Origin of the sequence: Mycobacterium sp. URHB0044, assembly GCF_000620625.1 — a bacterium.
In the GTDB taxonomy this organism is placed as follows: domain Bacteria; phylum Actinomycetota; class Actinomycetes; order Mycobacteriales; family Mycobacteriaceae; genus Mycobacterium.
On the sequence record NZ_JIAW01000005.1, the window covers coordinates 268,366 to 289,862 of the forward strand.

Below are 21,497 nucleotides of genomic sequence, written 5' to 3' on the forward strand. Positions count from 1 at the left end.
ATGTTTTCGTAGTCAGTTGTCTACGAACTCGTCTACGCTATCGACATGGCCGCACGCACACACAGCGCAGACCCCCGCGCCGAACGGGTCCGCACCCTGCTCCGGGACGCGGCGTTCGCGCTGGCCCACGAGCGGCCCGTCGACCAGATCACGGTCGGCGACCTGGTCGGGCGGGCCGGCGTCAGCAGGCAGGTCTTCTATCAACACTTCTCCGACCGCGACGACGCGGTCGCGACGGCCGTCGCCGTCGCGTTCGCCGCCGCCAGCGCCGACATCGAGGGAGACGCGCGCGAACGCGTCACGCGCCTGTTCGACTTCGTCGCCGAACACCGCGCGATGTACCGCAACGTCGTGCCCAGCGCGGTGACCCAGCGCGTGGTGGCCGCATTCCGCGCCGCACTCCTGCCGGCGTGCGAGGAGATGGCCGCCCAAGCCATGCCGGTGCTCGGTTCCATCACGGACATTCCGCCCGAGTCCGTCAGCCGCTTCCTGGTCGGCGGCTTTCAGGAAGTGCTGCGGTCCTGGATGGAAGACGCCGAAGCAACCGACCTCCGCCGCCGGGTGACCGCCGCGCTCGACACCGTCGATGCGCTGCTCGGTCTCCCCGCCGGCACCAAGCACTGATCCACACCCATCACGAAAGGCTCGATCGTGGGCAAGCACCACAGCATGCAAGACGCCGGCTCGAACCGGCGCGTCTCCCGGACCGACGTGCGGAACATGGCGCTGGCCATGGCGGCACTGACCGTCTTCGTCATCGCGATGATCGCCAGCTACTCGGGCGCGTTCGCCAAGCCGACGCTGCACCACCTCGACGTCGCGGTCGCCGGGCCACAGCAGGTGGTCGACGCCATCCGTGGCCAGGACACCCTCGCGGTCACGCAGGTCGCCGACGCCACCGCCGCCCGAGACCAGGTCTATGACCGCAAGTCCGACGCCGCGTTCGTCGTCGAACCGACCGGCAACTTGAAGATCTACGTCGCGGGCGGCGGCGGGCGCAGCGTCGCCAACGCCGCCGAGGCCGTCGGGCGCGGCATCGCCGCCAAGGCCGGCCTCGCCCCACTGGTCGAGGACGTCGCCCCCACCTCGCCGGCTGACCCGCAGGGCACCGTCGAGTTCTACGCCGTGATCTTCCTGTCCATCGGCGCGACCGTGGGTGCCGCGCTGTTCGGCCGCATGATGGGCAGCGTGCGGCGGCTCTCCACGCTGGGCCTGCGCACCCTGAGCCTGGCCATCTATTCGGCGCTGCTTGCCTGCGGGGTGACGGTCTACGTCGACGGCGTACTCGGCGCGCTCACCAGCCACACCTGGCAGGTCTTCGGCGCGCTCTGGCTGTATGCCATGGCCGTCGCCGGTGCGGTGACCGGCGTGGCAGCCGCCTTCGGCACCGCCGCGTCGATGATCGTCACGTTGTTCCTCGTCATCGTCGGCAACGCCGCCGCCGCGGGGCCCGTCGGCAAGCCGCTGCTGTCTGGCTTCTACACGACGTTCAACGCGATCGTGCCGCAGGGATCCGGCGTCGCGCTGCTGCGCAGTGTCGAGTACTTCGGCGGAAACGGTGCCCTGACAGCGATTGTCACCCTGACGATTTGGGGTGCGGTCGGTTGTGCGCTCGCGGTGAGCGCAGTTCTCGCCCCGAAGGCGTGGACGACCTATCGTGCGAGTCATGACCGCTACCGCGTCCGCCGCGCTGGACGAGACCGAGCAGTACTACGACCTGGGGTCCTATCACCGGCCGATTGACACGCCGTCGCCGCAGGCGCAGGTGTGGTTCGACCGCGGCATGGTCTGGGCGTACGCGTTCAACCACGAGGAAGCGATCCGGTGCTTCGAACGGGCCCTGGCGCTGGACCCGAGCCTCGCCATCGCGCGCTGGGGAATCGCGTACGCCGTCGGACCCAATTACAACAAGGCGTGGGACGCCTTCGACCCCGTCGACCTGGCCGCGTCGCTGGCCAGGGCTCGGATGGAACTCGGCCTGGCGGCCACCGGCCGCGCGTCGGTGGCCGAACGTGGCCTGATCGCCGCGCTGACCGCGCGCTTCCCGACCGATGACCCGGCGGACGCCGACGCGCTGGCTGCCGGTCACGCCGGCTACGCCGACGCCATGGCCGAACTCGCCGAGGCCTACCCCGACGACGTCGACGTCCAGGCGCTGGCCGCCGATGCGCTCCTGAACGTCACCGCGTGGGCGCTGTGGGACACCGCCACAGGAGAGCCGGCGACCGGGTCACGCGTCGTCGAGGCCAAGCGCATCCTCGACGACGCGCTTGCCACGCCCGCGGGTCGTGAGCATCCCGGCGTCCTGCACCTCTACCTGCACGCCATGGAGATGTCCGGACACCCAGAGGAGGCGCTGCCCGCGGCGGATCTGCTGCGCGGGCTGGTCCCCGATGCCGGCCACCTGCAGCACATGCCCAGCCACATCGACGTGCTGTGCGGTGACTACCGCAGCTCCATCGTCGCGAATCAGGTTGCGGTACGGGCTGATCGACGATTCGTCGAGCGCGAGGGACCGCTGAACTTCTACTCCCTCTACCGTGCCCACGATCTGCACTTCGTGGTGTACTCGGCGATGTTCGAAGGCCAATCGCAGACGGCGCTTGCCGCGGCCGACGAACTCGCCGGGCAGTTGACCCCGGACCTGCTCGCCATCGAGTCCCCGCCGATGGCGGACTGGCTGGAGGCGTTCGTGCCGTTGCGCATTCACGTGCTCATCCGGTTCGGCCGGTGGGACGACCTGATCGACGAACCGTTGCCCGACGATCCCGAGCTGTACTGCACCACCACGGCGACCATCCACTACGGCCGCGGCGTGGCGCACGCCGCCAAGGGGCAACTCCCCCAGGCCCGCGCGGAACGGGAGGCATTCGCCGCGGCGTACACCCGCATTTCCGACAGCCGCTACCTGTTCAACAACACCAGCCGCGACATCCTCGCCATCGCCGGGGCCATGCTGGACGGCGAAATCGCCTACCGCGAAGGCCGTTTCGACGATGCGTTCGTCAAACTGCGCCGGGCGATCGAGCTCGACGACGCGCTCCCCTACGACGAGCCGTGGGGATGGATGCAGCCGACCCGTCACGCCTACGGCGCGCTGCTGCTCGAGCAGGGGCACGTCGAGGAAGCGGCCGCGGTGTACGCCGCCGACCTCGGCCTGGATCCCACGTTGAGCAGGCCGTGCCAGCACCCGAACAACGTGTGGAGCCTGCACGGTTACCACGAATGCCTACGGCGGCTGGGCCGCGACGCGGAGGCGACGATCATCGGACGTCAACTCGATTTGGCCAGGGCCCGCGCCGACGTGCCCATCCGGGCGTCCTGCGCATGCCGGCTCGACGTCGAGGACGGATGCTGCGGCTAGACGTCCCTTGCGTAGAATTCGGCGCGTGGCGATCAACGATGAGGACCTCGGTTACCTCCGTCGCTGTGTGGAGCTGGCCCGGTCGGCGCTCGACGCCGGTGACGAGCCGTTCGGCTCACTTCTGGTCGACGCCGACGGTGACATCCGCTTCGAGGACCGCAACCAGGTCAAGGACGGTGACGAGACCCGGCACCCCGAGTTCGCCATCGCGCGCTGGGCGACGACCAATCTCAGTCCCGCCGAACGCCTTCGTGCCACGGTCTACACGTCCGGCGAGCACTGCCCGATGTGCTCCGCCGCGCACGCCTGGGTGGGGCTGGGCCGGATCGTGTATGCCGCGTCATCGGAGCAGCTGGTCTCCTGGCTTCGGGAATGGCAGGCTCCGCTGTCTCCCGTTGCGGCGCTGCCGATTCCGACCGTCGCGCCCGGCATCGCGGTCGACGGCCCCGCGCCGGAGCTCACCGACGCCATGAAGTCGCTGTACGAGGCGAAGTTCCGGCCTGCGCGATGACCGAACCGGACTGGGTGCGGCACGCGATCTGGTGGCAGGTCTACCCGTTGGGGTTCGTCGGCGCCTTCCCGGCCGACCCGGCACCGACGGCGGCGGAGCACCGGTTGGGCCGAGTCACCGAATGGCTGGACCACGCCGTGGAACTCGGCGCCTCCGGCCTCGCGCTTGGCCCCCTGTTCGCCTCGCAGACCCACGGCTACGACACCACGGACCACTACCGGATCGATCCGCGTCTCGGCGACGACGCCGACTTCGACCGGCTGGTGTCCGAGGCGCGCAGTCGCGGGCTGCGCATCCTGCTCGACGGTGTGTTCAACCACGTCGGCACCGGTTTCCCCCGCCACCGCGAGGCGGCCGACGGCGGCGACGTCTCGTGGTTTCGCAAGCGCGGCAATGGCTTCGAGACGTTCGAGGGCCACGACGGGCTCATCGCGCTCAACCACGACAACCCCGAGGTGGTCAACTACGTCGTGGACGTGATGTCGCACTGGCTGGATCGCGGTGCCGACGGCTGGCGTCTGGACGCCGCATACGCGGTGCCGGAGAAGTTCTGGGCGCGGGTGCTGCCCCGGGTGCGGGAGGCGTTTCCCGGCGCGTGGCTCGTCGGCGAGGTCATCCACGGCGACTACACCGCGATCGTCCGTGCCTCGACGTTCGACTCCGTCACCCAGTACGAGCTGTGGAAGGCGACCTGGAGCAGCCTCAACGACGGCAACTTCCACGAACTGGACTGGGCATTGCGCCGCCACGACGAGTTCCTCGACGTGTTCGCGCCAATGACGTTCGTCGGCAACCACGACGTGACCCGCATCGCCAGCAAGCTCGACGATCCCCGGCACGTCGAACATGCCCTGGTCCTGCTACTGACCACCGGCGGCGTCCCCAGCGTGTATGCGGGTGACGAGTGGGCCTACCGCGGCGTCAAGGAGGAACGGTTCGGCGGCGACGACGCCGTGCGGCCCGAATTCGCCGCCCGTCCCGAACAGGCCGAGCCCCTCGGACAGGACGTATTCCGGTTGCATCAGCACCTGATCGGACTGCGGCGCAGGCACCCGTGGCTGCACGCGGCGCGCACCGCGCCGCTGCACCTGACCAACCGGCAGTACGTCTATCGGACGTATGCGGGCGACGACGCGCTGGTGGTCGCACTCAACGTCGATGACGAGCCGTTGCGGGTGTCGTTGTCCGAGTGGGGAATTCACGGCCGCGGACGTCTCGTCGCGGGATCGGGCGCACCCGCCGAGACGGCTGTCGACCGGTTGGACGTCGCGCCGCACGGCTGGGCGATCGTCGCCTCCTAGCCGAGTAACTCGACGGTCAGCGGGTCGCGCTCACCGTCGTAGAACCGTTCGAGAACGGCGACGAAGTCGCGGTCGTCGTCGGCCACCGCAGCGAACAGCGTCATCGACGATCTCAACTTCAGCGCGTCGACCTGACCCATCACCCGCTCGGCGGAACCGCCCGGCGCCGCGGCCACCAGTCGCGCGCATTCCCTGATCCGGGGTCCGAGGACGTCGTGGGCGAGGTAGGCCACCGCCTCGTCGCGCGAGCCGATGCCGTAGTGCTTCGCCGCCGGGCTGCGGCCCAGATCGCGCAGCTGAGGAAAGATGAACCACATCCAGTGGGAGCGTTTGCGTCCGGCGCGCAGCTCGTCGACCACGTCCGCGTACACCGGCTCCTGGGCCTCGACGAAACGTGCCAGGTCGTAGGGATCGGCCATCACTCCACGGTGCCGCACGGGCGTCGGCTTGTCGACGGCGCTTGAACATTCGCTGAGTAGGGCGGGTCGATCGACTTTGCAAGCTAGTCTTTGCAACCGATGACGACGCCGCCCGAAACCGCCCCCACGGTCGAGACGACCAACCCGACCAACCCGGTCAAGCGGAGTCGTCGACGGCTGTTGTCCCGGGTGAGCATCCAGTCGAAGCTGCTGGTGATGTTGCTCCTCACGAGCATCGTGTCCGCCGCGATCGTCGGTGCGATCGGCTACCAGTCGGGCCGCAACTCGCTGCGCGCGTCGGCGTTCGACCGGTTGACCGAAATCCGACAGTCGCAGAGCCGCCAGCTGCAGACCGGGATATCGGATCTCAAGAACTCCCTGGTGATCTACTCGCGGGGCTCTACCGCGACGATGGCGCTCGAGGCGTTCACGGCGGGTTTCGACCAACTGGGCGCCGCCACCATCGACCCGGGCCAGCAGAAGGCGCTCAACGACTACTACACGAACCGGTTCGCGAGGGACGAGCGCGCGCAGAACGGCGAGGACGTGGACGTCACCGGCCTGTTGCCCATCGGCAATGCCCAGCGCTACCTGCAGGCGCACTACACGACCCCGTTCGCCGACTACGGCAAGCCGACCGCGAACTGGGATGCGGCGGTCCGGCTGGACGACGCCGGCGATGGCAGCGCCTGGTCCGCCGCCAGCTCGCGGTTCAACGACTTCTTCCGCGAGATCGTCACCCGCTTCGAGTTCGAGGACGCCCTGCTGCTCGATACCCGAGGCAACGTCGTCTACAGCGCCTACAAGGGCGTGGACCTCGGGACCAACATCCAGAACGGCCCCTTCAAGGGCAGCGAGCTCAACGAGGCGTACACGGGCGCCATGAACTCCAATTCCGTCGACTACGTCGGCATCACGGACTTCGGCGACTACCAGCCGGCCGATGAACCGACTGCGTGGTTCGTGTCCCCGGTCGGGCCGCTGGACCACGTGGAAGGCGTGCTGGCCCTGCAGTTTCCGATCTCCAAGATCAATCGGCTGATGACGATGGACCGGCGCTGGGAAGAGTCGGGCATGGGCGCCACGGGCGAGACGTTCATCGTCGGACCCGATGACCTGATGCGGTCCGACTCCCGGCTCTACATCGAAGACCCGGCGGCCTACAAGCGCGACGTCGTCGACGCGGGCACGCCACCCGACGTCGCCGACGACGCGATCCGCCAGCACGGCACGACCTTGGTGCAGCCGGTTGCGACGGAAGCGACCAAACTGGCTCAGCGCGGTCAACGCGGCACGCTCGTCGCCGATGACTACCTCGGTCACGAGACGTTGCAGGCCTATGCGCCCGCCGACATCCCGGGCCTGCGGTGGAACGTGATCGCCAAGATCGACACCTCGGAGGCCTTCGCCCCGGTGACGGCGTTCACCCGCAGGCTGGTGTTGTCGACGGTGGCGATCATCTTCGTGGTCTGCATCGCCGCGATGCTGCTCGCACGGCTGTTCGTCCGGCCGATCCGCCGTTTGGAGACCGGCGCCCAGCAGATCAGCTCCGGCGACTACGGAACCACACTGCCGGTGGCTTCGCGTGACGAATTCGGCGATCTGACAGTCGCATTCAACGACATGAGCCGGAACCTGGCCATCAAGGAAGACCTACTCAACGAACAGCGGGCGGAGAACGATCGGCTGCTGTTGTCGCTGATGCCCGAACAAGTGGCGGTGCGCTACCGCGAGGGCGAGGAGACCATCGCCCAGGACCACCAGGACGTCACGGTGATCTTCGCCGATGTCGTCGGCCTCGACGAACTCTCCGCCGACCTGTCCTCCGACGAATCACTGGCCATCGTCAACAAGCTGGTCCGTCAGTTCGATGCGGCCGCTGACGGCCTCGGCGTCGAGCGGGTGCGCACGCTGCGCAACGGGTACCTCGCCAGCTGCGGACTGAACGTGCCACGCATCGACAACGTCAGGCGCACCGTCGACTTCGGCATCGAGATGCAGCGGATCGTCGACCGGTTCAACGGCGAGACGGGCCATTCGCTCAAGCTGCGGGCAGGCATCGACACCGGCACCGTCAGCAGCGGGCTGGTGGGGCGGGCCAGCCTGGCCTACGACATGTGGGGTGCAGCAGTCGATCTCGCCTATCAGGCGCAGAGCGGCTCGCCGCAGCCCGGCGTGTACGTCACGTCGCGGGTCTATGACGCGATGCGCGACAGCAGGCAGTTCACCCCCGCGGGTGAGGTTGGCGTCGGCGACGGCTCCGAACCCATCTGGCGGCTCGTGGAGCGCCAGCCGTGACCAGGGCGGTCGACTCCTCCTGGTTCTACTGGGCGGTCGCCGTTGCGATCGGGTTGCCGGTCGGATTGGTGATTCTCACCGAAGTGCGTGCCGCCCTCACCCGGCGTGGCAGCGCGTTTGCCCGCCCGATCGGGTTGGTGCGCAACTACATCCTGCCGTTGGCTGCGTTGCTGTTGCTGCTCGTGAAGGCCACCGAGGTGTCGGCCGAAGCCACCCCGGTTCGCATCGTCGCGACCGTGCTGGGCTTCGTGCTGCTGGTACTGGTGTTGTCCGGGCTCAATGCGACGCTGTTCCATGGCGCTCCGGAAGGGTCGTGGCGCAAGCGGATTCCGTCGATCTTCCTCGACGTCGCACGGTTCGTGGTCATCGCGATGGGACTCGCGATCATCTTCTCCTACATCTGGGGTGCCAACGTCGGCGGATTGTTTACCGCACTGGGCATCTCGTCGATCGTGCTGGGACTGGCCCTGCAGAACTCGGTCGGCCAGATCATCTCCGGTCTGCTGCTGCTGTTCGAGCAGCCGTTCCAACTGGGCGATTGGGTGGACACCCCGTCGGCGCGTGGCCGAGTCGTCGAGGTGAACTGGCGGGCCACGCACATCGACACCGGCAGCGGCCTGCAAATCATTCCCAATTCGGTGCTGGCGGCGGCGTCGTTCACCAACTTGAGCCGGCCTCCCGGCGAGCATTCGATCTCGGTGGTCACCCAATTCGGGCAGACTGACCCGCCCGACGACGTGTGCGCCCTTCTGGTGCGGGTCGCGACGGCGCTGCCGCACCTGCGACCGGGCGCAATCCCGTCCAGCGTGGTGTCCGGCGCGGGGCAGTACACGACGTCGATCCCGTTGCGCTCGCCTGCCGACGGCGGCCCCTCGCGCGCGCTGTTCCTGCGCTGGCTCTGGTACGCCGCACGGCGTGCCGACCTGCGCCTGGACGGGATCGACGACGACTTCGCCACGCCAGAACGGTTGGAGGCTTCGCTGCGCATCGTCGCGCCCACACTGCGACTCAGCGTCACCGAGCAACAGATCCTGCAGCCGAACGTTCGCATCACCCGCTACGGCGCCGACGAGACCATCCAGGCCGCAGGCCAGGTTCCCAAGCGCATGCTGTTCGTGGTCAACGGCCGCGTGCGGCTCGCGGTGACGGGCGACGACGGCACGGTTCTGCCGGTGCGCATTCTCGAGGAAGGCGACTTCCTTGGGCAGACCGCGTTGACTCGTGAGCCGGTGTCGGCGGCGGCATGGGCCGTCGACGAGGTCACGGTGCTGCAGATCGAGCGCGACGACGTCGAGGCACTGGTCGCCCGTAAACCCTTGTTGCTGCAGGAGATCGGGCGCGCCATCGAGGAACGCCGAGCCGACGTGCGCCGGGTATTGGCGGCCGCGGCGGATTAGCGGCGGCCACGCCGACAACCGTCGCGCGAGGTTTGCTGGGCACAGGCGTCCCGTTCGCCGCCCGCGTCGTCGCCGGTGCCGTGCTCGATGGGTCCCCCATCTCCGGCGCGCCGACGGCGCGGCGTGACCACCGATCGCGAAGCAAGCGACGGAGCCGACCCTTGAAAAGCGGTACTCCCAGGTCAGAGGTTGGCGATGGCATCGTGCCGGGGCAGCGTGGACGCGCGGGTGTCGTCAGCGTGCCGCATTCCTGGCGCGCCGGCCCCGCCGCAGCCAGAGTCCCAAGAATCACTTCATTCACACAGGTCACACCGTAAAACGGGTGTTGCGATATCGACGCCGAGTCCTGATCGTTAGCCAACTGCGACGTCACAACTCGGCGTTGAGGGGCGAAACGAACCACATCCACGTGATTCACTTGCGCTCGCAAAGCAACGGCGATTGCTTGATAGACATGAAGAAAGGCGGTCGGTTGCCGTTATGAAGTTCGTCAGAAAGATTCGTGGAACGTGGTTGCGTCGTTTGGCGGTAGGTGCCGTCACAGCGGCACTGCTGCCCACGCTGATCGGCTTCGCCGGGGGTTCGGCGACCGCGGGAGCATTCTCCCGGCCCGGTCTCCCGGTGGAATACCTCGACGTGTTCTCCCCCTCGATGAACCGAAACATCCGGGTGCAGTTCCAGGGCGGCGGCCCGCACGCCGTCTACCTGCTCGACGGCCTGCGTGCGCAGGACGACTACAACGGCTGGGACATCAACACCCCGGCGTTCGAGTGGTACTACAACTCCGGCATGTCGGTCGTGATGCCGGTCGGTGGCCAGTCCAGCTTCTACAGCGACTGGTACCAGCCGTCGCAGGGTAACGGACAGAACTACACCTACAAGTGGGAGACGTTCCTGACTCAGGAACTGCCGGCGTCGCTGGAAGCCAATCAGGGTGTGTCGCAGAACGGCAACGCGGTGGTCGGTCTGTCGATGGCGGGCGGCACCGCGCTCACCTACTCCATCTACTACCCGCAGAAGTTCATCTACGCGGCGTCGCTGTCGGGCTTCCTGAACCCGTCCGAGGGTTGGTGGCCGATGCTGATCGGTCTGGCGATGAACGACGCGGGCGGCTACAACGCCGAAAGCATGTGGGGTCCGTCGAGCGACCCGGCGTGGAAGCGCAACGACCCGATGGTCAACATCGGCCAGTTGGTCGCGAACAACACGAGGGTCTGGATCTACTGCGGCACCGGTACGCCGTCGGATCTGGACAGCGGCACCTCGGGTGGCAACCTGATGTCCGCGCAGTTCCTCGAAGGGTTCACGCTCCGCACGAACCTGTCGTTCCGCGACAACTACATCGCCGCGGGTGGGACCAACGGCGTGTTCAACTTCCCGGCCACGGGAACGCATAGCTGGGGCTACTGGGGTCAGCAACTGCAGCAGATGTTGCCCGACATCCAGCGGACGCTGGGAGCGCAAGCCAGCGCCTAGCTAGCCGCAAGACCAGGAAGCCTGCCGTTACCCCCCGAACGGCAGGCTTCCTTCTTGCGTTCATGTCGAACACAAATGTATGTGGCTATCGGCCTTGGGTTTCTATGCATTCGACATGAGCCGAGCCGTGTCCCGTCCGGCTTCGCGTTGATCGTGAAGAGTCGAATTCTGCTGTTGCCCAGCGCCGTTCAGCGCTCGCACCGGGTTTTGAGTCCGCGAACCGGCCATGGTGCCGTCGGTAGCATCGTGACCGTACGAATGAAACCCACACACGAACAAGGGAGTTCGGGAATGAAGACGTTCGGTCGGGCAATCGCCACGGTCGCCATGTCGGCAACGGGCGGTTTGGGTCTCGCTGGTACTGCCGCCGCCACGCCCAGCGGAAACGATTCCGCGGCCGACACGGTCGCGAAGCTCGAAGCCGAGGGGCACCACGTCCAGCTGAACGGTTCGGCCAACGCTCCGTTGTCCCAGTGCGATGTCCTGGGCGTGCACGGGTTGAGGAATTCGAACATCGACTCCTCGGGAAGCCGCATCGACGACGACCTCTACACGACGGTCTACGTCGACGTGCGTTGCCAGGACGGGTGATCCGCGGCTAGGGGTCGGTCAGTGAACGCAGATAGCCGGCAGTCTCACTCTGGCCGCCATATTCCGCCCAGCCGAGTGGCGTCGAGTGGTGCTCGGTGTCCTGAATCGAGGGATCCGCACCCAGGGAGATCAGCGTCTTGGCCATCTCGACGTCGTCGTTCCAGGCCGCGCTGTGCAGCGGTGTGGTGCGTTGGAGGTGGTTGACGTCGAAGCCGAGGTCGACGAGTAGCGTTGCAGCAGCGGTGTTTCCGTGCTCGGCGGCTCGATTGATCAGATCGGGTGTTCGGGACAGTGCGTTGCTCAACAGTTCCGGACGCGCGGCCGCGAAGGCTCGGTCGCCCCGCATGCACGCGGCCACGAACTCCTGGAAGTCGTCGAGATCGGTCGACGCGCCGGCGGCCGCCAGGATCTGGGCCACCTCGGTGTGGCCGTGCATCTGTGCCAACTCGTACGGCGTGCGTCCACCGAAGACCGGATGTGCGCCGATCCCATCGGGGTCGGCGCCGGAATCGAGCAGCAACCTCGCCCGGCGCGGGCCGCCACGCAACGCCGCCGTTGCCAATTCGTCGCGGATCATCTGCTCCGGCACCGGCAGGGTGGGGCCCAGTCTGTGCTTCCACGGCCCGCCGTCGCCGCGCCCCAGGCCGAACGCCAACAGGACCTCCAGATGCGTGGTGTCGTCGGACCACGAGCCGCCGAGTCCGAGGTTGTAGAGCGTCTGGCTGTCGTTGGCATTGGCGCCGGCCGACAACAGCAGGCGGGCCAACTCGATGCCCGCAGGATGCTGCGGTTGATCGCCCTCACCGCCGCCGAAGGCTCCCGTGAGAGCGGTGAACGGCGAGGGCAGCCCGTCCCAGAGAAAGCCGGCATTTGGATCGGCGCCGTGCTCCAACAACAGCCTCGCGGTGTCGATGTGACGGCCCGCTGGTGAGACGCGCGCGTAACAGAGGTAGAGAAGTGGCTCCCAGTCGAACGGCCCACCCGACGTGCGGGCCAGCAGAGGATCGTCGTCGAGAGCGGCGCGCATGGCCTCGAACGATCCGGTGGCGGCCATGGTGAAGACGTTGGCGGTGGCGACTCCAGGCAGAAACCCCTCCGCCAGTCGGATCCGGCTCGGGTGATCGTCGCCATACGTGAGGCAGGCCAGCCGCAGGAATTCGTCGGGTCCCTGACCGGTGCTGGCGATCTGGTGCGGCGAACGGCTGTAGCGGCGCACGACGTCGACGTGCTGCTTGAGCTTCGGCCAGCTGGCGAATCCGTACATCCGCGCCGTAATCAGTTGCGCGTCGGCAAGTTTGACGATCTGCGGGGGTTGCGGGTGATGTTCGGCCACCAGGGCCGCCGCGTCGTCGGCTCCCGCTCTGAGCTGTCTGAGCAGGGCCTTGGCCTGGTTTCGAAGATGCTCGATGTCGGGATTGTCGGGAAGACGACGAACAGACACGATGGCTTCCTTCCGTCTGCGCCTGTCGTCCGCGTCATCAGGCCGGAAAGAAGATGGGCCATGGTGGGTGAAGGATCAGGCGGGCTGAGCCCTTCCCGCGGACCGGTTGCGTCCTGACAACGCTCCAGCATGATATCGCCGGTCGCGCCGCTTCGGCATGGAGCTGGTTACGACGGATGCGGACCTGCGCCTATTCCGCTCAAGGCGGAGCCGGGAACAAAGCCGGGAGCCCATAGGTTGAGCGCATCAGGTTCAACTTTGGAGGATTGATGCCCGAACTGATTTCAGTGCCCGTGCTCTTCGTCAGCGAGCCGATCGTGCTGCCAGGAATGGTGGTGCCCGTCGAACTCGACGACGCCGCCCGTGCCGCCGTCGATGCCGCCCAGGCCAGCGAGAGCGGAAAGCTCTTGATCGCGCCGCGGCTCGACGACCGCTACCCCACCTACGGCGTGCTCGCGTCGATCGTGCAGGTGGGACGCATCGCCGGTGGCGGCGCGGCCGCCGTCGTCCGCGGTGAGCGCCGTGCGCACATCGGGTCGGGAACGACCGGACCCGGTGCCGCGCTGTGGGTGGAGGTGACCGAGGTCGCCGACGCCCCGGTCGACGAGGACACCAAGGCGCTGGCCGGCGAGTACAAGAAGCTGCTGCTGGCGATGCTGCAACGGCGCGAGGCCTGGCAGATCGTCGACGTGGTCAACAAGATCACCGAGCCGTCCGCGCTGTCCGACACCGCGGGTTACGCGTCGTACCTGACCGACGTGCAGAAGCGTGAACTGCTGGAGACCGAGGACGTGGGTCGTCGCCTCCAGCTGCTCATCGACTGGACCGGCGATCACCTGGCCGAGGTCGAGGTCAACGACAAGATCGCCGACGACGTCCGCTCCGGCATGGAGAAGACGCAGAAGGAATTCCTGCTGCGTCAGCAGCTCGCCGCCATCCGCAAGGAGCTCGGCGAGGGCGAACCGGACGGGTCCGATGACTACCGCGCCCGCGTGGAGGCTGCCGAGCTGCCCGAGAAGGTTCGCGAGGCGGCGCTGCGCGAGGTCGGCAAGCTGGAACGCTCCAGCGAGCAGAGCCCCGAGGGCGGCTGGATCCGCACCTGGCTGGACACCGTCCTGGACCTGCCCTGGAACGTCACCACCGAGGATTCGGACGACCTGAAGGCCGCCCGCGAAATCCTGGACGCCGATCACCACGGGCTGGAAGACGTCAAGGACCGCATCGTCGAGTACCTGGCGGTTCGGGCCCGGCGCAGCCAGCGCGGACTGCAGGTCGTCGGCGGGCGGGGATCCGGCGCCGTCATGGTGCTGGCAGGCCCTCCCGGCGTCGGCAAGACGTCGTTGGGTGAATCCGTGGCGCGGGCCCTGGGCCGCAAGTTCGTGCGCGTCGCCCTTGGTGGCGTGCGCGACGAGGCCGAGATCCGCGGTCACCGGCGCACCTATGTCGGCGCACTGCCCGGCCGCATCGTGCGGGCGATCGGCGAAGCGGGGTCGATGAACCCCGTCGTGCTGCTCGACGAGATCGACAAGGTGGGCTCCGACTACCGCGGCGATCCCTCGGCGGCCCTGCTGGAGGTCTTGGACCCAGCGCAGAACCACACGTTCCGCGACCACTACCTGGAGCTGGATCTGGACCTGTCCGACGTGGTGTTCCTCGCCACGGCCAACGTCATCGAGAACATCCCGTCGGCGCTGCTGGACCGGATGGAGCTGATCCAGATCGACGGTTACACCGAGGACGACAAGGTCGCCATCGCGCGTGACTACCTGCTGCCGAGGCAGGCGGAACGGGCGGCGTTGACGGACGACGAGGTGACGGTTACCGACGCGGCGCTGCGCAAGATCGCCGCGGACTACACCCGTGAGCCGGGTGTGCGGCAGTTCGAGCGGTTGCTGGCCAAGGCGTTGCGCAAGGCAACGACGAAGCTGGCGGCCGACCCCGAACCGCTCGTCATCGATGAGCCGGATCTGGTTGCCTACCTTGGCCGTCCGCGCTTCACGCCGGAATCGGCCGAGCGCACCGCCGTGCCCGGCGTGGCGACCGGGCTTGCCGTCACCGGCTTGGGCGGCGACGTGCTCTACATCGAGGCCAACGGCAACGATGGCGAGCCGGGGCTGAAGCTCACCGGCCAGCTGGGTGACGTGATGAAGGAGTCGGCGCAGATCGCGCTGTCCTACGTCCGCGCCCACGCCGAGCACTTGGGCGTCGACCCGAAGGCGCTGGACCGTCAGATCCACGTGCACGTGCCCGCGGGTGCGGTGCCCAAGGACGGCCCGTCGGCCGGTGTCACGATGGTCACCGCGCTGGTGTCCATGGCGACCGGGCGGCAGGTGCGCGGCGACGTCGGCATGACCGGTGAGGTCACGCTGAACGGGCGCGTGCTGCCCATCGGCGGGGTCAAGCAGAAGCTGCTTGCCGCGCAACGGGCCGGCCTGAAGACCGTCTTCATCCCCCAGCGCAACGAGCCCGACCTGGACGACGTCCCGGCCGAGGTGCTCGAGGCGCTGGAGGTGCGGCCGATGACCGACGTCGCCGAGATCGTCGCGCTGGCACTGGAGCCCGCCGCCGAGTCGGCTACCGTCGCAGCCTGACAACCGAATAGCGCGAGCAGACGCAAATGTCCCCGACACGCCGGTGAGAATGGGACATTTGCGTCTGCTCGCGCATGAGAAGGGTGACCACTAGATGCCACGTCGCGGAGAACCGTTGCGCAAGCTCGGATTCCTCACCATCGGCCGCTTCGATGCGGACGATCCGAGACCGGGGCTCGAGGAGACGCTTCAGGTCATCGAGCGCGCGGAGGCGCTCGGCTACGACAGCGTCTGGCTGCGCTGCCGTCACCTGCAACCCGGCATCTCCTCGCCCGTGGCCATCATGGCGGCGGCCAGCCAGCGCACGTCGCGCATCGAACTCGGCACCGCCGTCATCCCGCTCGGTCTGGAGAATCCGTTCCGGTTGGCCGAAGACCTTGCCACCGTGGACATCCTGTCCGGCGGTCGCATCAATCCCGGTGTCTCCGTGGGCACGCCGATGCTCTACGAGCACTACAAGGAATCGCTGTATCCCGACACGCATGCCGTCGAGGACTTCTCGAAGGACCGGGTGCTGCGCCTGCTGCGCGCGTTGCGCGGCGAGCCGGTCAGCGACTTCGAGGGCACCGTCGGCATCGAGCAATTCACCAATCGCATTCAGCCGCACTCCCCCGGGCTGGCCGACCGGCTCTGGTACGGCGGCGGCATGACGTCCGCGACCTGGGCCGGGGAGCAGGGCATCAACTACCTGACCAGTTCGGTCGTCAGCACCGAAGGTACCGAATCGCGTGACTTCGCCACCATCCAGGGCCAGAACATCGAAGCCTTCCGCGCCGCCCACCCGCGGCCCGAAAAGGCCCGCGTGTCACAGGGTTTGGTCGTCATCCCCACCGACTCCGCGACCGACGACCAGGCGCGCCGCTACCGCGAGTACGCGGCAAGCCGCTTCGAGCGCACCAAGTCCCCGCAAGGACCGCGCGGCATGCTGTTCTCCCCCGACTACGTCGGCACGTCCGACGAACTCGCCGACGTGCTCTATGACCATGCCGGCTTTCAGCGCGCCGACGAGGTCGCCTTCGCCTTGCCCTTCACCTTCGACGAGGACGACTACCGACAGATCATCACGGATCTGGCCGAGAGGTTAGGGCCACGCCTGGGGTGGGAACCTGCCAGTCATGGAGTGCACGCCGGGGGTTGACCGGTGACCGTCCGCATCGGGACGTCGGGCTGGTCCTACGACCATTGGAACTCGGTGCTGTATCCACCCGGCATGCCGGTCGCCAAGCGGCTCGCGCGCTACGTGCAGGAGTTCGACACTGTCGAGCTGAACGCCAGCTTCTATCGGTGGCCGAAGGACAGCACCTTCGAAGGTTGGCGGCAACGGCTCCCCGAAGGCTTCACCATGTCGATCAAGGCGCACCGCGGGCTGACGCACTTCCGGCGGCTGCAGACGCCCGAGCCGTGGGTCGAGCGGTTCGAGCGCTGTTGGCGTGCCCTCGGCGACCGCCGTGAGGCGCTCCTGGTTCAGCTGCACCCGGGCATGGCGCGCGACGACGACCGCCTGGACCACTTCCTCACCGTGATGCCGGACTGGATTCCGGTGGCGGTCGAGTTCCGGCACGCCTCCTGGGATCACCCCGACGTGTACGCGTTGCTCGAACGCCACGGCGCCGCGTACGTGGTGATGAGTGGCGCCCGGCTGCCGTGCGTCCTGCGTGCCACGTCGAAGTTGGTGTATGTCCGCATGCACGGTCCCGACGACCAGACGATGTACGCCGGCTCGTACTCCGACGACGACCTGCGGCAGTGGGCCGACCGCATCCACGCCTGGCGGGACGAGGGGCGCGACGTCCTGGTGTACTTCAACAACGATCTCGGTGGCCACGCCGTGCGCAACGCGTGGACGCTGAAGGAGATGGTGACGGGCACGCCTCGCACCTAGACTCCGGGCATGGACGCCAAGGCCCTGAAACGCCGCATCGTGCACACCGCCCAGCGCCTCGCCGTCAACCCGGTCGGCCGCAAGCTCCCGGTCACCATGCTGGAGACCATCGGTCGCAAGAGCGGGCAACCCCGCCTCACCGCCATCGGCGGCCGCGTGGTCGACAACCAGTTCTGGATGGTCGCCGAGCACGGCGAACACTCGCACTACGTCATGAACATCAAGGCCAATCCGCGGGTGCGGGTGCGGATCAACGGCGAATGGCGTGCCGGCACCGCCCATCTGCTGCCCGACGACGACCCGGCCGCACGGCTGCGGCAATTGCCCGGCATGAACAGTGCGCTGGTCAAGCTGATGGGCAGTGAACTCCTCACCGTCAGGGTGGATTTCGAATAGTTCTAGTGACTACGGTCGCTGACATGGCCTACGACGAGGATCTCGCCAACCGCATCAGGGCGCTACTGGGCACCGAGCCTGGTGTCGACGAGAAGCGCATGTTCGGCGGCCTCGCGTTCCTGATCAACGGCAACATGTCGGTGGCCGCGAGCGGCAAGGGCGGCCTCATGGTTCGCGTGCCGCCCGACGAGACCGAGAAGCTGCTCAACGGTGAGCACGTCGCGCCGATGGTGATGGCGGGCCGAGAGACCCGCGGGTGGCTACGAGTGTCCGACGATGGAGTGCGCACCAAGCGCCAACTTCAGGCCTGGGTGACCCGCGGCGTTGACTACGCCAAGAGCCTGCCGCCCAAGTAGGCGGCGTTTGTCGGAGCCGCAGGAGGGTATGCGCTCCGGTGATGGGTGAGACCGAGAATCTGGTTCGTCGCCTGATCGACGAGGCGGGCGAAACCTACGCCGAGGAGGCCGGCATCCGGCTGAAGGACCAGCCGATGCCGCTGTTTCAGCTGCTGGTCCTGGCCATGCTCGCCAGTAAACCCATCGACGCGGGCATCGCCACCAAGGCCGCCCGCGAACTGTTCGCCACCGGCCTGCGCACGCCACGCGCCGTCATCGACGGTGATCGGCAGACCGCCATCAAGGCATTCGGTCGCGCCGGATACGCCAGGTACGACGAGAGTTCGGCGACGCGGCTGTGTGACATGGCCATGCTCGTCCGCGACGAATACGGGGGCGATCTGCGGCATCTCGCCGCGGACTGCAAGGAGGATCGCGATGCTGCCGTCGCGGCGCTACAGCAGTTCAAGGGCATCGGACAGACCGGTGCGGACATCTTCATGCGCGAGGTTCAGGACGTGTGGTCCTGGGTCCGGCCCTACTTCGACGACCGCGCCCTGACTGCTGCGCGCGAGCTGGGTCTGCCCGCCGAGCCCGAACGACTCGAGGAGCTGGCACCGCGTCGCACCGCGCAGTTGGCCGCGGCGTTGGTGCGGGTGTCGTTGGACTCCGAGCTCCGCGACCGGGTGACGTCACCAAAGGAGTAGAGATGCCGACACCAACCACGTTCGTCATCATCGGCGGCGGCCTGGCGGGCGCCAAGGCTGCAGAAGCGCTGCGGGACAAGGGCTTCGACGGCCAGATTGTGCTCTTCGGCGCAGAGGACCATCTACCGTACGAACGTCCACCGCTGTCCAAGGAGTACCTCGCGGGCAAGAAGGCGCTCGACGACTTCACCGTCGACCCCGCCGACTGGTACCGCGAGCACGACGTCGAGTTGCGCCTCGGCACCGAGGTGACCGCACTCGACCTTGCGTCGCACTCGGTCGCCTGCGACGACGACCACCAGCGTTACGACAAGTTGCTGCTGGCAACCGGTTCCAGCCCTCGCAAGCCGCCCATCCCCGGAGCTGACGCGGCAGGCGTGCACTATCTGCGCACCGTCGACGACGCGTCCAAACTCCTTGCCGCACTGACGAAGGGCGGCACGTTGGCCGTCGTCGGCGCGGGCTGGATCGGACTGGAGGTCGCGGCGAACGCCCGCCAACGCGGCGTCGACGTCACCGTGGTGGAGACCGCAGAACTACCTCTGCTGGGCGCGCTGGGCCGGGAGGCGGCCGAGGTGTTCGCCGCGTTGCACCGCGAGCACGGCGTCGACCTGCGGTTGAGCACGTCGGTCCAGGCCATCACCGTCGACGGCGGACATGCCACAGGGCTTCGGCTTGGTGACGGCTCCACGATCGACGCGGATGGCGTGCTCGTCGCCGTCGGCGCCAAACCCAACATCGAGCTGGCAGAGACCGCAGGTCTGCAGACCGGCGACGGTGGGGTGCTCGTCGACGCCGCACTGAAGACGAGTGACGACGACGTCTATGCCGTCGGTGACATCGCCGCCGCCGAGCACCCGCTGTTCGGCGTCCGCGTCCGCACCGAGCACTGGGCCAATGCGCTCAAACAACCCGCGGTGGCTGCGGCGAGCATGCTGGGCGAGCCCGGTCGGTACGACGAGCTGCCGTACTTCTTCACCGACCAGTACGACCTCGGCATGGAATACGTCGGCCACGCACCAGATTACGACCGAGCAGTCTTCCGAGGCGACGTCGACAAGCGGGAGTTCACGGTGTTGTGGCTCGACGGCGACAGCAGAGTCCTGGCCGGCATGAACGTCAACGTGTGGGAGGGCCTCGACGACATCAAGGACCTGATCCGCTCGCGCGCACCGGTCGACGCCGACCGGCTGGCGGACGCCAACGTCGCGCTGGCCGACACCCGCTAGAGCGGTCTGACGAATACGATAGTGCTGTGCCACTTTTCACCGTCACAATGCGCTCCGGGAGGACCGCGAGGGAAAAGGACGCAATATCCGCGGCGATTCATGACGCAAGCGTGAGCGTTGGCTATCCCGCGGACGATCACTTCCAAAGGTTCATCTCCTTGGAACAAGCTGACTTTCGCGTCAGCCCTCGCTATCCCGATCTGCAGAAGCCTCGCAGCGAGAACGTCCTGATGATCGAGGCCGTGCTCTCGTCCGGGACGGCCGAAGACAGGAAGCGCGCGCTTCTCTCTGCGATCGTGACTCGCCTGCAGGCGGCTGGAACGGACCCGAACGACGTCATGGTCTTCTTCGGCGAAATCGACCGTGCCAGTAGTTCCTTTGGTGGCGGCCGCCCCGCCCCGCCCGTGACGACATTCGACGTTCAGTAGCGGGCCGCATTGGCGTGCAACAACGGCGATACGGTCGAAGGGATTCCGTCCACCGTGGCCCCGGCGAACTGGAGCGATCGCGACAGCATCCGGTTGTTCCCTGCCGGGAAGTTCAACGAAGGCGCCGACACCTCGTCGAGCGTGGCTCGTTGGGTGTCGGTGAGCGTCACGTCCAGGGCGGCCAGATTGGCCTGCAGTTGGTCCAAGCGGCGAGCGCCGAGCAGGGTTGAGGTGATCCCTGGGCGGCCCTGTATCCACGCCAGGGCCACCGCGGCAGAACTGGCGCCTACCTCACGCGCAACCTCGTTGAGAGTGTCGATCACGGCGTAGTCGGCCTTGCTTGGCGCGCCGACCAGTTGGGCGCGGGTGGTGTCCACAGCACCGGTCGTGCTGCTGGAGTACTTGCCCGACAGGAACCCGCTCCGCAGCGGACCCCACGGCATCACTCCCATGCCCATCGCCTGGGCCATGGGTATCAACTCTCCTTCCGAGGTCCGTTCGAGCAGGTTGTACTCGAGCTGCAGCGCGATGACGGGAGCCCAGCCCCGTGCGCGTGCGATGGTGGCCGCCTGCGCCGTCGCCCATGCGGGGACGTCGGAGAAACCGACGTAGCGGATCTTGCCGTCCCTGACCAGATCGTCCAGCGTGCGGAGTGTCTCCTCCACCGGGGTGGTCGGATCGAAGTTGTGCATCCAGTAGATGTCGACGTAGTCGGTGCGCAACCGGCGCAATGAGTCGTGCAGCTGTTGCACGATCGCCTTACGGCCCGGTCCTCCCCCGTTCGGGTCGTTCTCGAAGAGGTTGCCGAAGAACTTCGTGCCGATGACGACCCGGTCGCGTAGCGCGGACTGGCCGCCGAAGTAGTCGCCGACGATCGCCTCGGCATGGCCGTTGGTGTAGATGTTGGCCGTATCAATGGAGTTGCCGCCCTGGTCGAGGTAAGCCGCCAGTATCGACTTGGAGTCCGCCGGGCTGCTACCCCAGCCGTGATCCTCACCGAAGGTCATGGTGCCGAGGGTGAACGGACTGATCCGCAATCCCGAGCGGCCGAGTGTGGCATAGGAATTCAGCGACATGATGGGTCCTCAACTTTCAAGTCATCGGGCCGGCGGGGCACGCCGTGTGGCATCT

20 protein-coding genes are annotated in these 21,497 nt (G+C 67.4%); 17 read left to right on the top strand and 3 right to left on the bottom strand.

All coding sequences use genetic code 11. From position 1 onward, the window contains the following. The first annotated feature begins 45 nt into the window (after positions 1 to 45). The 5 genes from N536_RS0112960 to N536_RS0112980 are packed head-to-tail and all read left to right on the top strand — an operon-like array spanning position 46 to position 5,176. Positions 46 to 624 (top strand): TetR/AcrR family transcriptional regulator, encoded by a 579-nt coding sequence (locus N536_RS0112960; RefSeq protein WP_029113984.1) that lies wholly within the window; start codon positions 46 to 48, stop codon positions 622 to 624. Between the two features lie 27 nt (positions 625 to 651). Continuing rightward, positions 652 to 1,743: a membrane protein gene (locus N536_RS0112965; protein WP_029113985.1), complete on the top strand. Its 1,092-nt coding sequence runs from the start codon at positions 652 to 654 to the stop codon at positions 1,741 to 1,743. Beyond that, complete coding sequence (locus N536_RS0112970) at positions 1,667 to 3,364, top strand: tetratricopeptide repeat protein (protein ID WP_051574461.1); 1,698 nt, start codon at positions 1,667 to 1,669, stop codon at positions 3,362 to 3,364. The genes N536_RS0112965 and N536_RS0112970 overlap by 77 nt, the downstream gene beginning before the upstream one ends. Positions 3,365 to 3,389: 25 nt before the next feature. After that, entirely contained in the window at positions 3,390 to 3,875 is a 486-nt protein-coding gene (locus N536_RS0112975) for a nucleoside deaminase (protein ID WP_029113987.1), read from the top strand. Next, a complete protein-coding gene (locus N536_RS0112980; RefSeq protein ID WP_029113988.1) occupies positions 3,872 to 5,176 on the top strand; it encodes an alpha-amylase family glycosyl hydrolase in 1,305 nt (434 codons plus the stop codon). Before N536_RS0112975 ends, N536_RS0112980 begins: the two co-directional genes overlap by 4 nt. On the opposite strand, the gene N536_RS0112985 is transcribed toward N536_RS0112980, so the two are convergent. Beyond that, positions 5,173 to 5,595 (bottom strand): DUF1810 domain-containing protein, encoded by a 423-nt coding sequence (locus tag N536_RS0112985; RefSeq protein WP_029113989.1) that lies wholly within the window; start codon positions 5,593 to 5,595, stop codon positions 5,173 to 5,175. The two genes, N536_RS0112980 and N536_RS0112985, sit on opposite strands and share 4 nt — an antisense overlap. Before the next feature lie 216 nt (positions 5,596 to 5,811). On the opposite strand from N536_RS0112985, the gene N536_RS0112990 reads away from it, so the two are divergent. From N536_RS0112990 to N536_RS0113005, 4 genes are all read left to right on the top strand, one after another. Beyond that, the gene (locus N536_RS0112990) at positions 5,812 to 7,893 is read left to right on the top strand and encodes an adenylate/guanylate cyclase domain-containing protein (RefSeq protein WP_155948583.1); all 2,082 of its coding nucleotides are present in this window, start codon (positions 5,812 to 5,814) and stop codon (positions 7,891 to 7,893) included. Next, positions 7,890 to 9,290 (top strand): mechanosensitive ion channel domain-containing protein, encoded by a 1,401-nt coding sequence (locus N536_RS0112995; RefSeq protein ID WP_029113991.1) that lies wholly within the window; start codon positions 7,890 to 7,892, stop codon positions 9,288 to 9,290. The genes N536_RS0112990 and N536_RS0112995 overlap by 4 nt, the downstream gene beginning before the upstream one ends. 480 nt (positions 9,291 to 9,770) lie before the next feature. Beyond that, positions 9,771 to 10,766, top strand: a complete 996-nt coding sequence (locus N536_RS0113000) for an esterase family protein (protein WP_029113992.1) — start codon at positions 9,771 to 9,773, stop codon at positions 10,764 to 10,766. Positions 10,767 to 11,057: 291 nt separating this feature from the next. Continuing rightward, on the top strand, positions 11,058 to 11,357 hold the full coding sequence (locus N536_RS0113005) for a hypothetical protein (RefSeq protein ID WP_029113993.1): 300 nt from the start codon (positions 11,058 to 11,060) through the stop codon (positions 11,355 to 11,357). A 7-nt stretch (positions 11,358 to 11,364) separates the two neighbouring features. Here N536_RS0113005 and N536_RS0113010 read toward each other — a convergent pair whose 3' ends face one another. Next, positions 11,365 to 12,798, bottom strand: a complete 1,434-nt coding sequence (locus tag N536_RS0113010; protein WP_036436166.1) for an ankyrin repeat domain-containing protein — start codon at positions 12,796 to 12,798, stop codon at positions 11,365 to 11,367. A gap of 269 nt (positions 12,799 to 13,067) precedes the next feature. Here N536_RS0113010 and lon point away from each other — a divergent pair, with 269 nt between their 5' ends. The 8 genes from lon to N536_RS38345 all read left to right on the top strand — a co-directional run bounded on the left by lon (position 13,068) and on the right by N536_RS38345 (position 20,366). Beyond that, positions 13,068 to 15,389 carry an endopeptidase La gene (gene lon / locus N536_RS0113015; protein ID WP_029113995.1) on the top strand — a complete coding sequence of 774 codons (2,322 nt, stop codon included), beginning with the start codon at positions 13,068 to 13,070 and terminating at the stop codon, positions 15,387 to 15,389. 94 nt (positions 15,390 to 15,483) lie between these two features. Further along, a complete protein-coding gene (locus tag N536_RS0113020) occupies positions 15,484 to 16,527 on the top strand; it encodes an LLM class flavin-dependent oxidoreductase (protein WP_029113996.1) in 1,044 nt (347 codons plus the stop codon). A 3-nt stretch (positions 16,528 to 16,530) separates the two neighbouring features. Continuing rightward, positions 16,531 to 17,271 (top strand): DUF72 domain-containing protein, encoded by a 741-nt coding sequence (locus N536_RS0113025; protein WP_029113997.1) that lies wholly within the window; start codon positions 16,531 to 16,533, stop codon positions 17,269 to 17,271. Between the two features lie 9 nt (positions 17,272 to 17,280). Then, positions 17,281 to 17,667, top strand: a complete 387-nt coding sequence (locus tag N536_RS0113030; protein WP_029113998.1) for a nitroreductase family deazaflavin-dependent oxidoreductase — start codon at positions 17,281 to 17,283, stop codon at positions 17,665 to 17,667. Between the two features lie 23 nt (positions 17,668 to 17,690). After that, positions 17,691 to 18,023 (top strand): TfoX/Sxy family protein, encoded by a 333-nt coding sequence (locus N536_RS0113035; protein ID WP_029113999.1) that lies wholly within the window; start codon positions 17,691 to 17,693, stop codon positions 18,021 to 18,023. Positions 18,024 to 18,064: 41 nt separating this feature from the next. Then, positions 18,065 to 18,709 carry an endonuclease gene (locus N536_RS0113040; protein ID WP_029114000.1) on the top strand — a complete coding sequence of 215 codons (645 nt, stop codon included), beginning with the start codon at positions 18,065 to 18,067 and terminating at the stop codon, positions 18,707 to 18,709. A 2-nt stretch (positions 18,710 to 18,711) separates the two neighbouring features. Further along, complete coding sequence (locus N536_RS0113045; RefSeq protein WP_029114001.1) at positions 18,712 to 19,938, top strand: NAD(P)/FAD-dependent oxidoreductase; 1,227 nt, start codon at positions 18,712 to 18,714, stop codon at positions 19,936 to 19,938. Positions 19,939 to 19,964: 26 nt separating this feature from the next. After that, positions 19,965 to 20,366, top strand: coding sequence for a tautomerase family protein (locus N536_RS38345; protein ID WP_064751545.1), 402 nt, complete (start codon positions 19,965 to 19,967; stop codon positions 20,364 to 20,366). Here the strand turns inward: N536_RS38345 and N536_RS0113055 are convergent. Then, positions 20,360 to 21,442, bottom strand: coding sequence for an aldo/keto reductase (locus N536_RS0113055; protein WP_029114002.1), 1,083 nt, complete (start codon positions 21,440 to 21,442; stop codon positions 20,360 to 20,362). The genes N536_RS38345 and N536_RS0113055 overlap by 7 nt on opposite strands. Positions 21,443 to 21,497 lie beyond the last annotated feature (55 nt).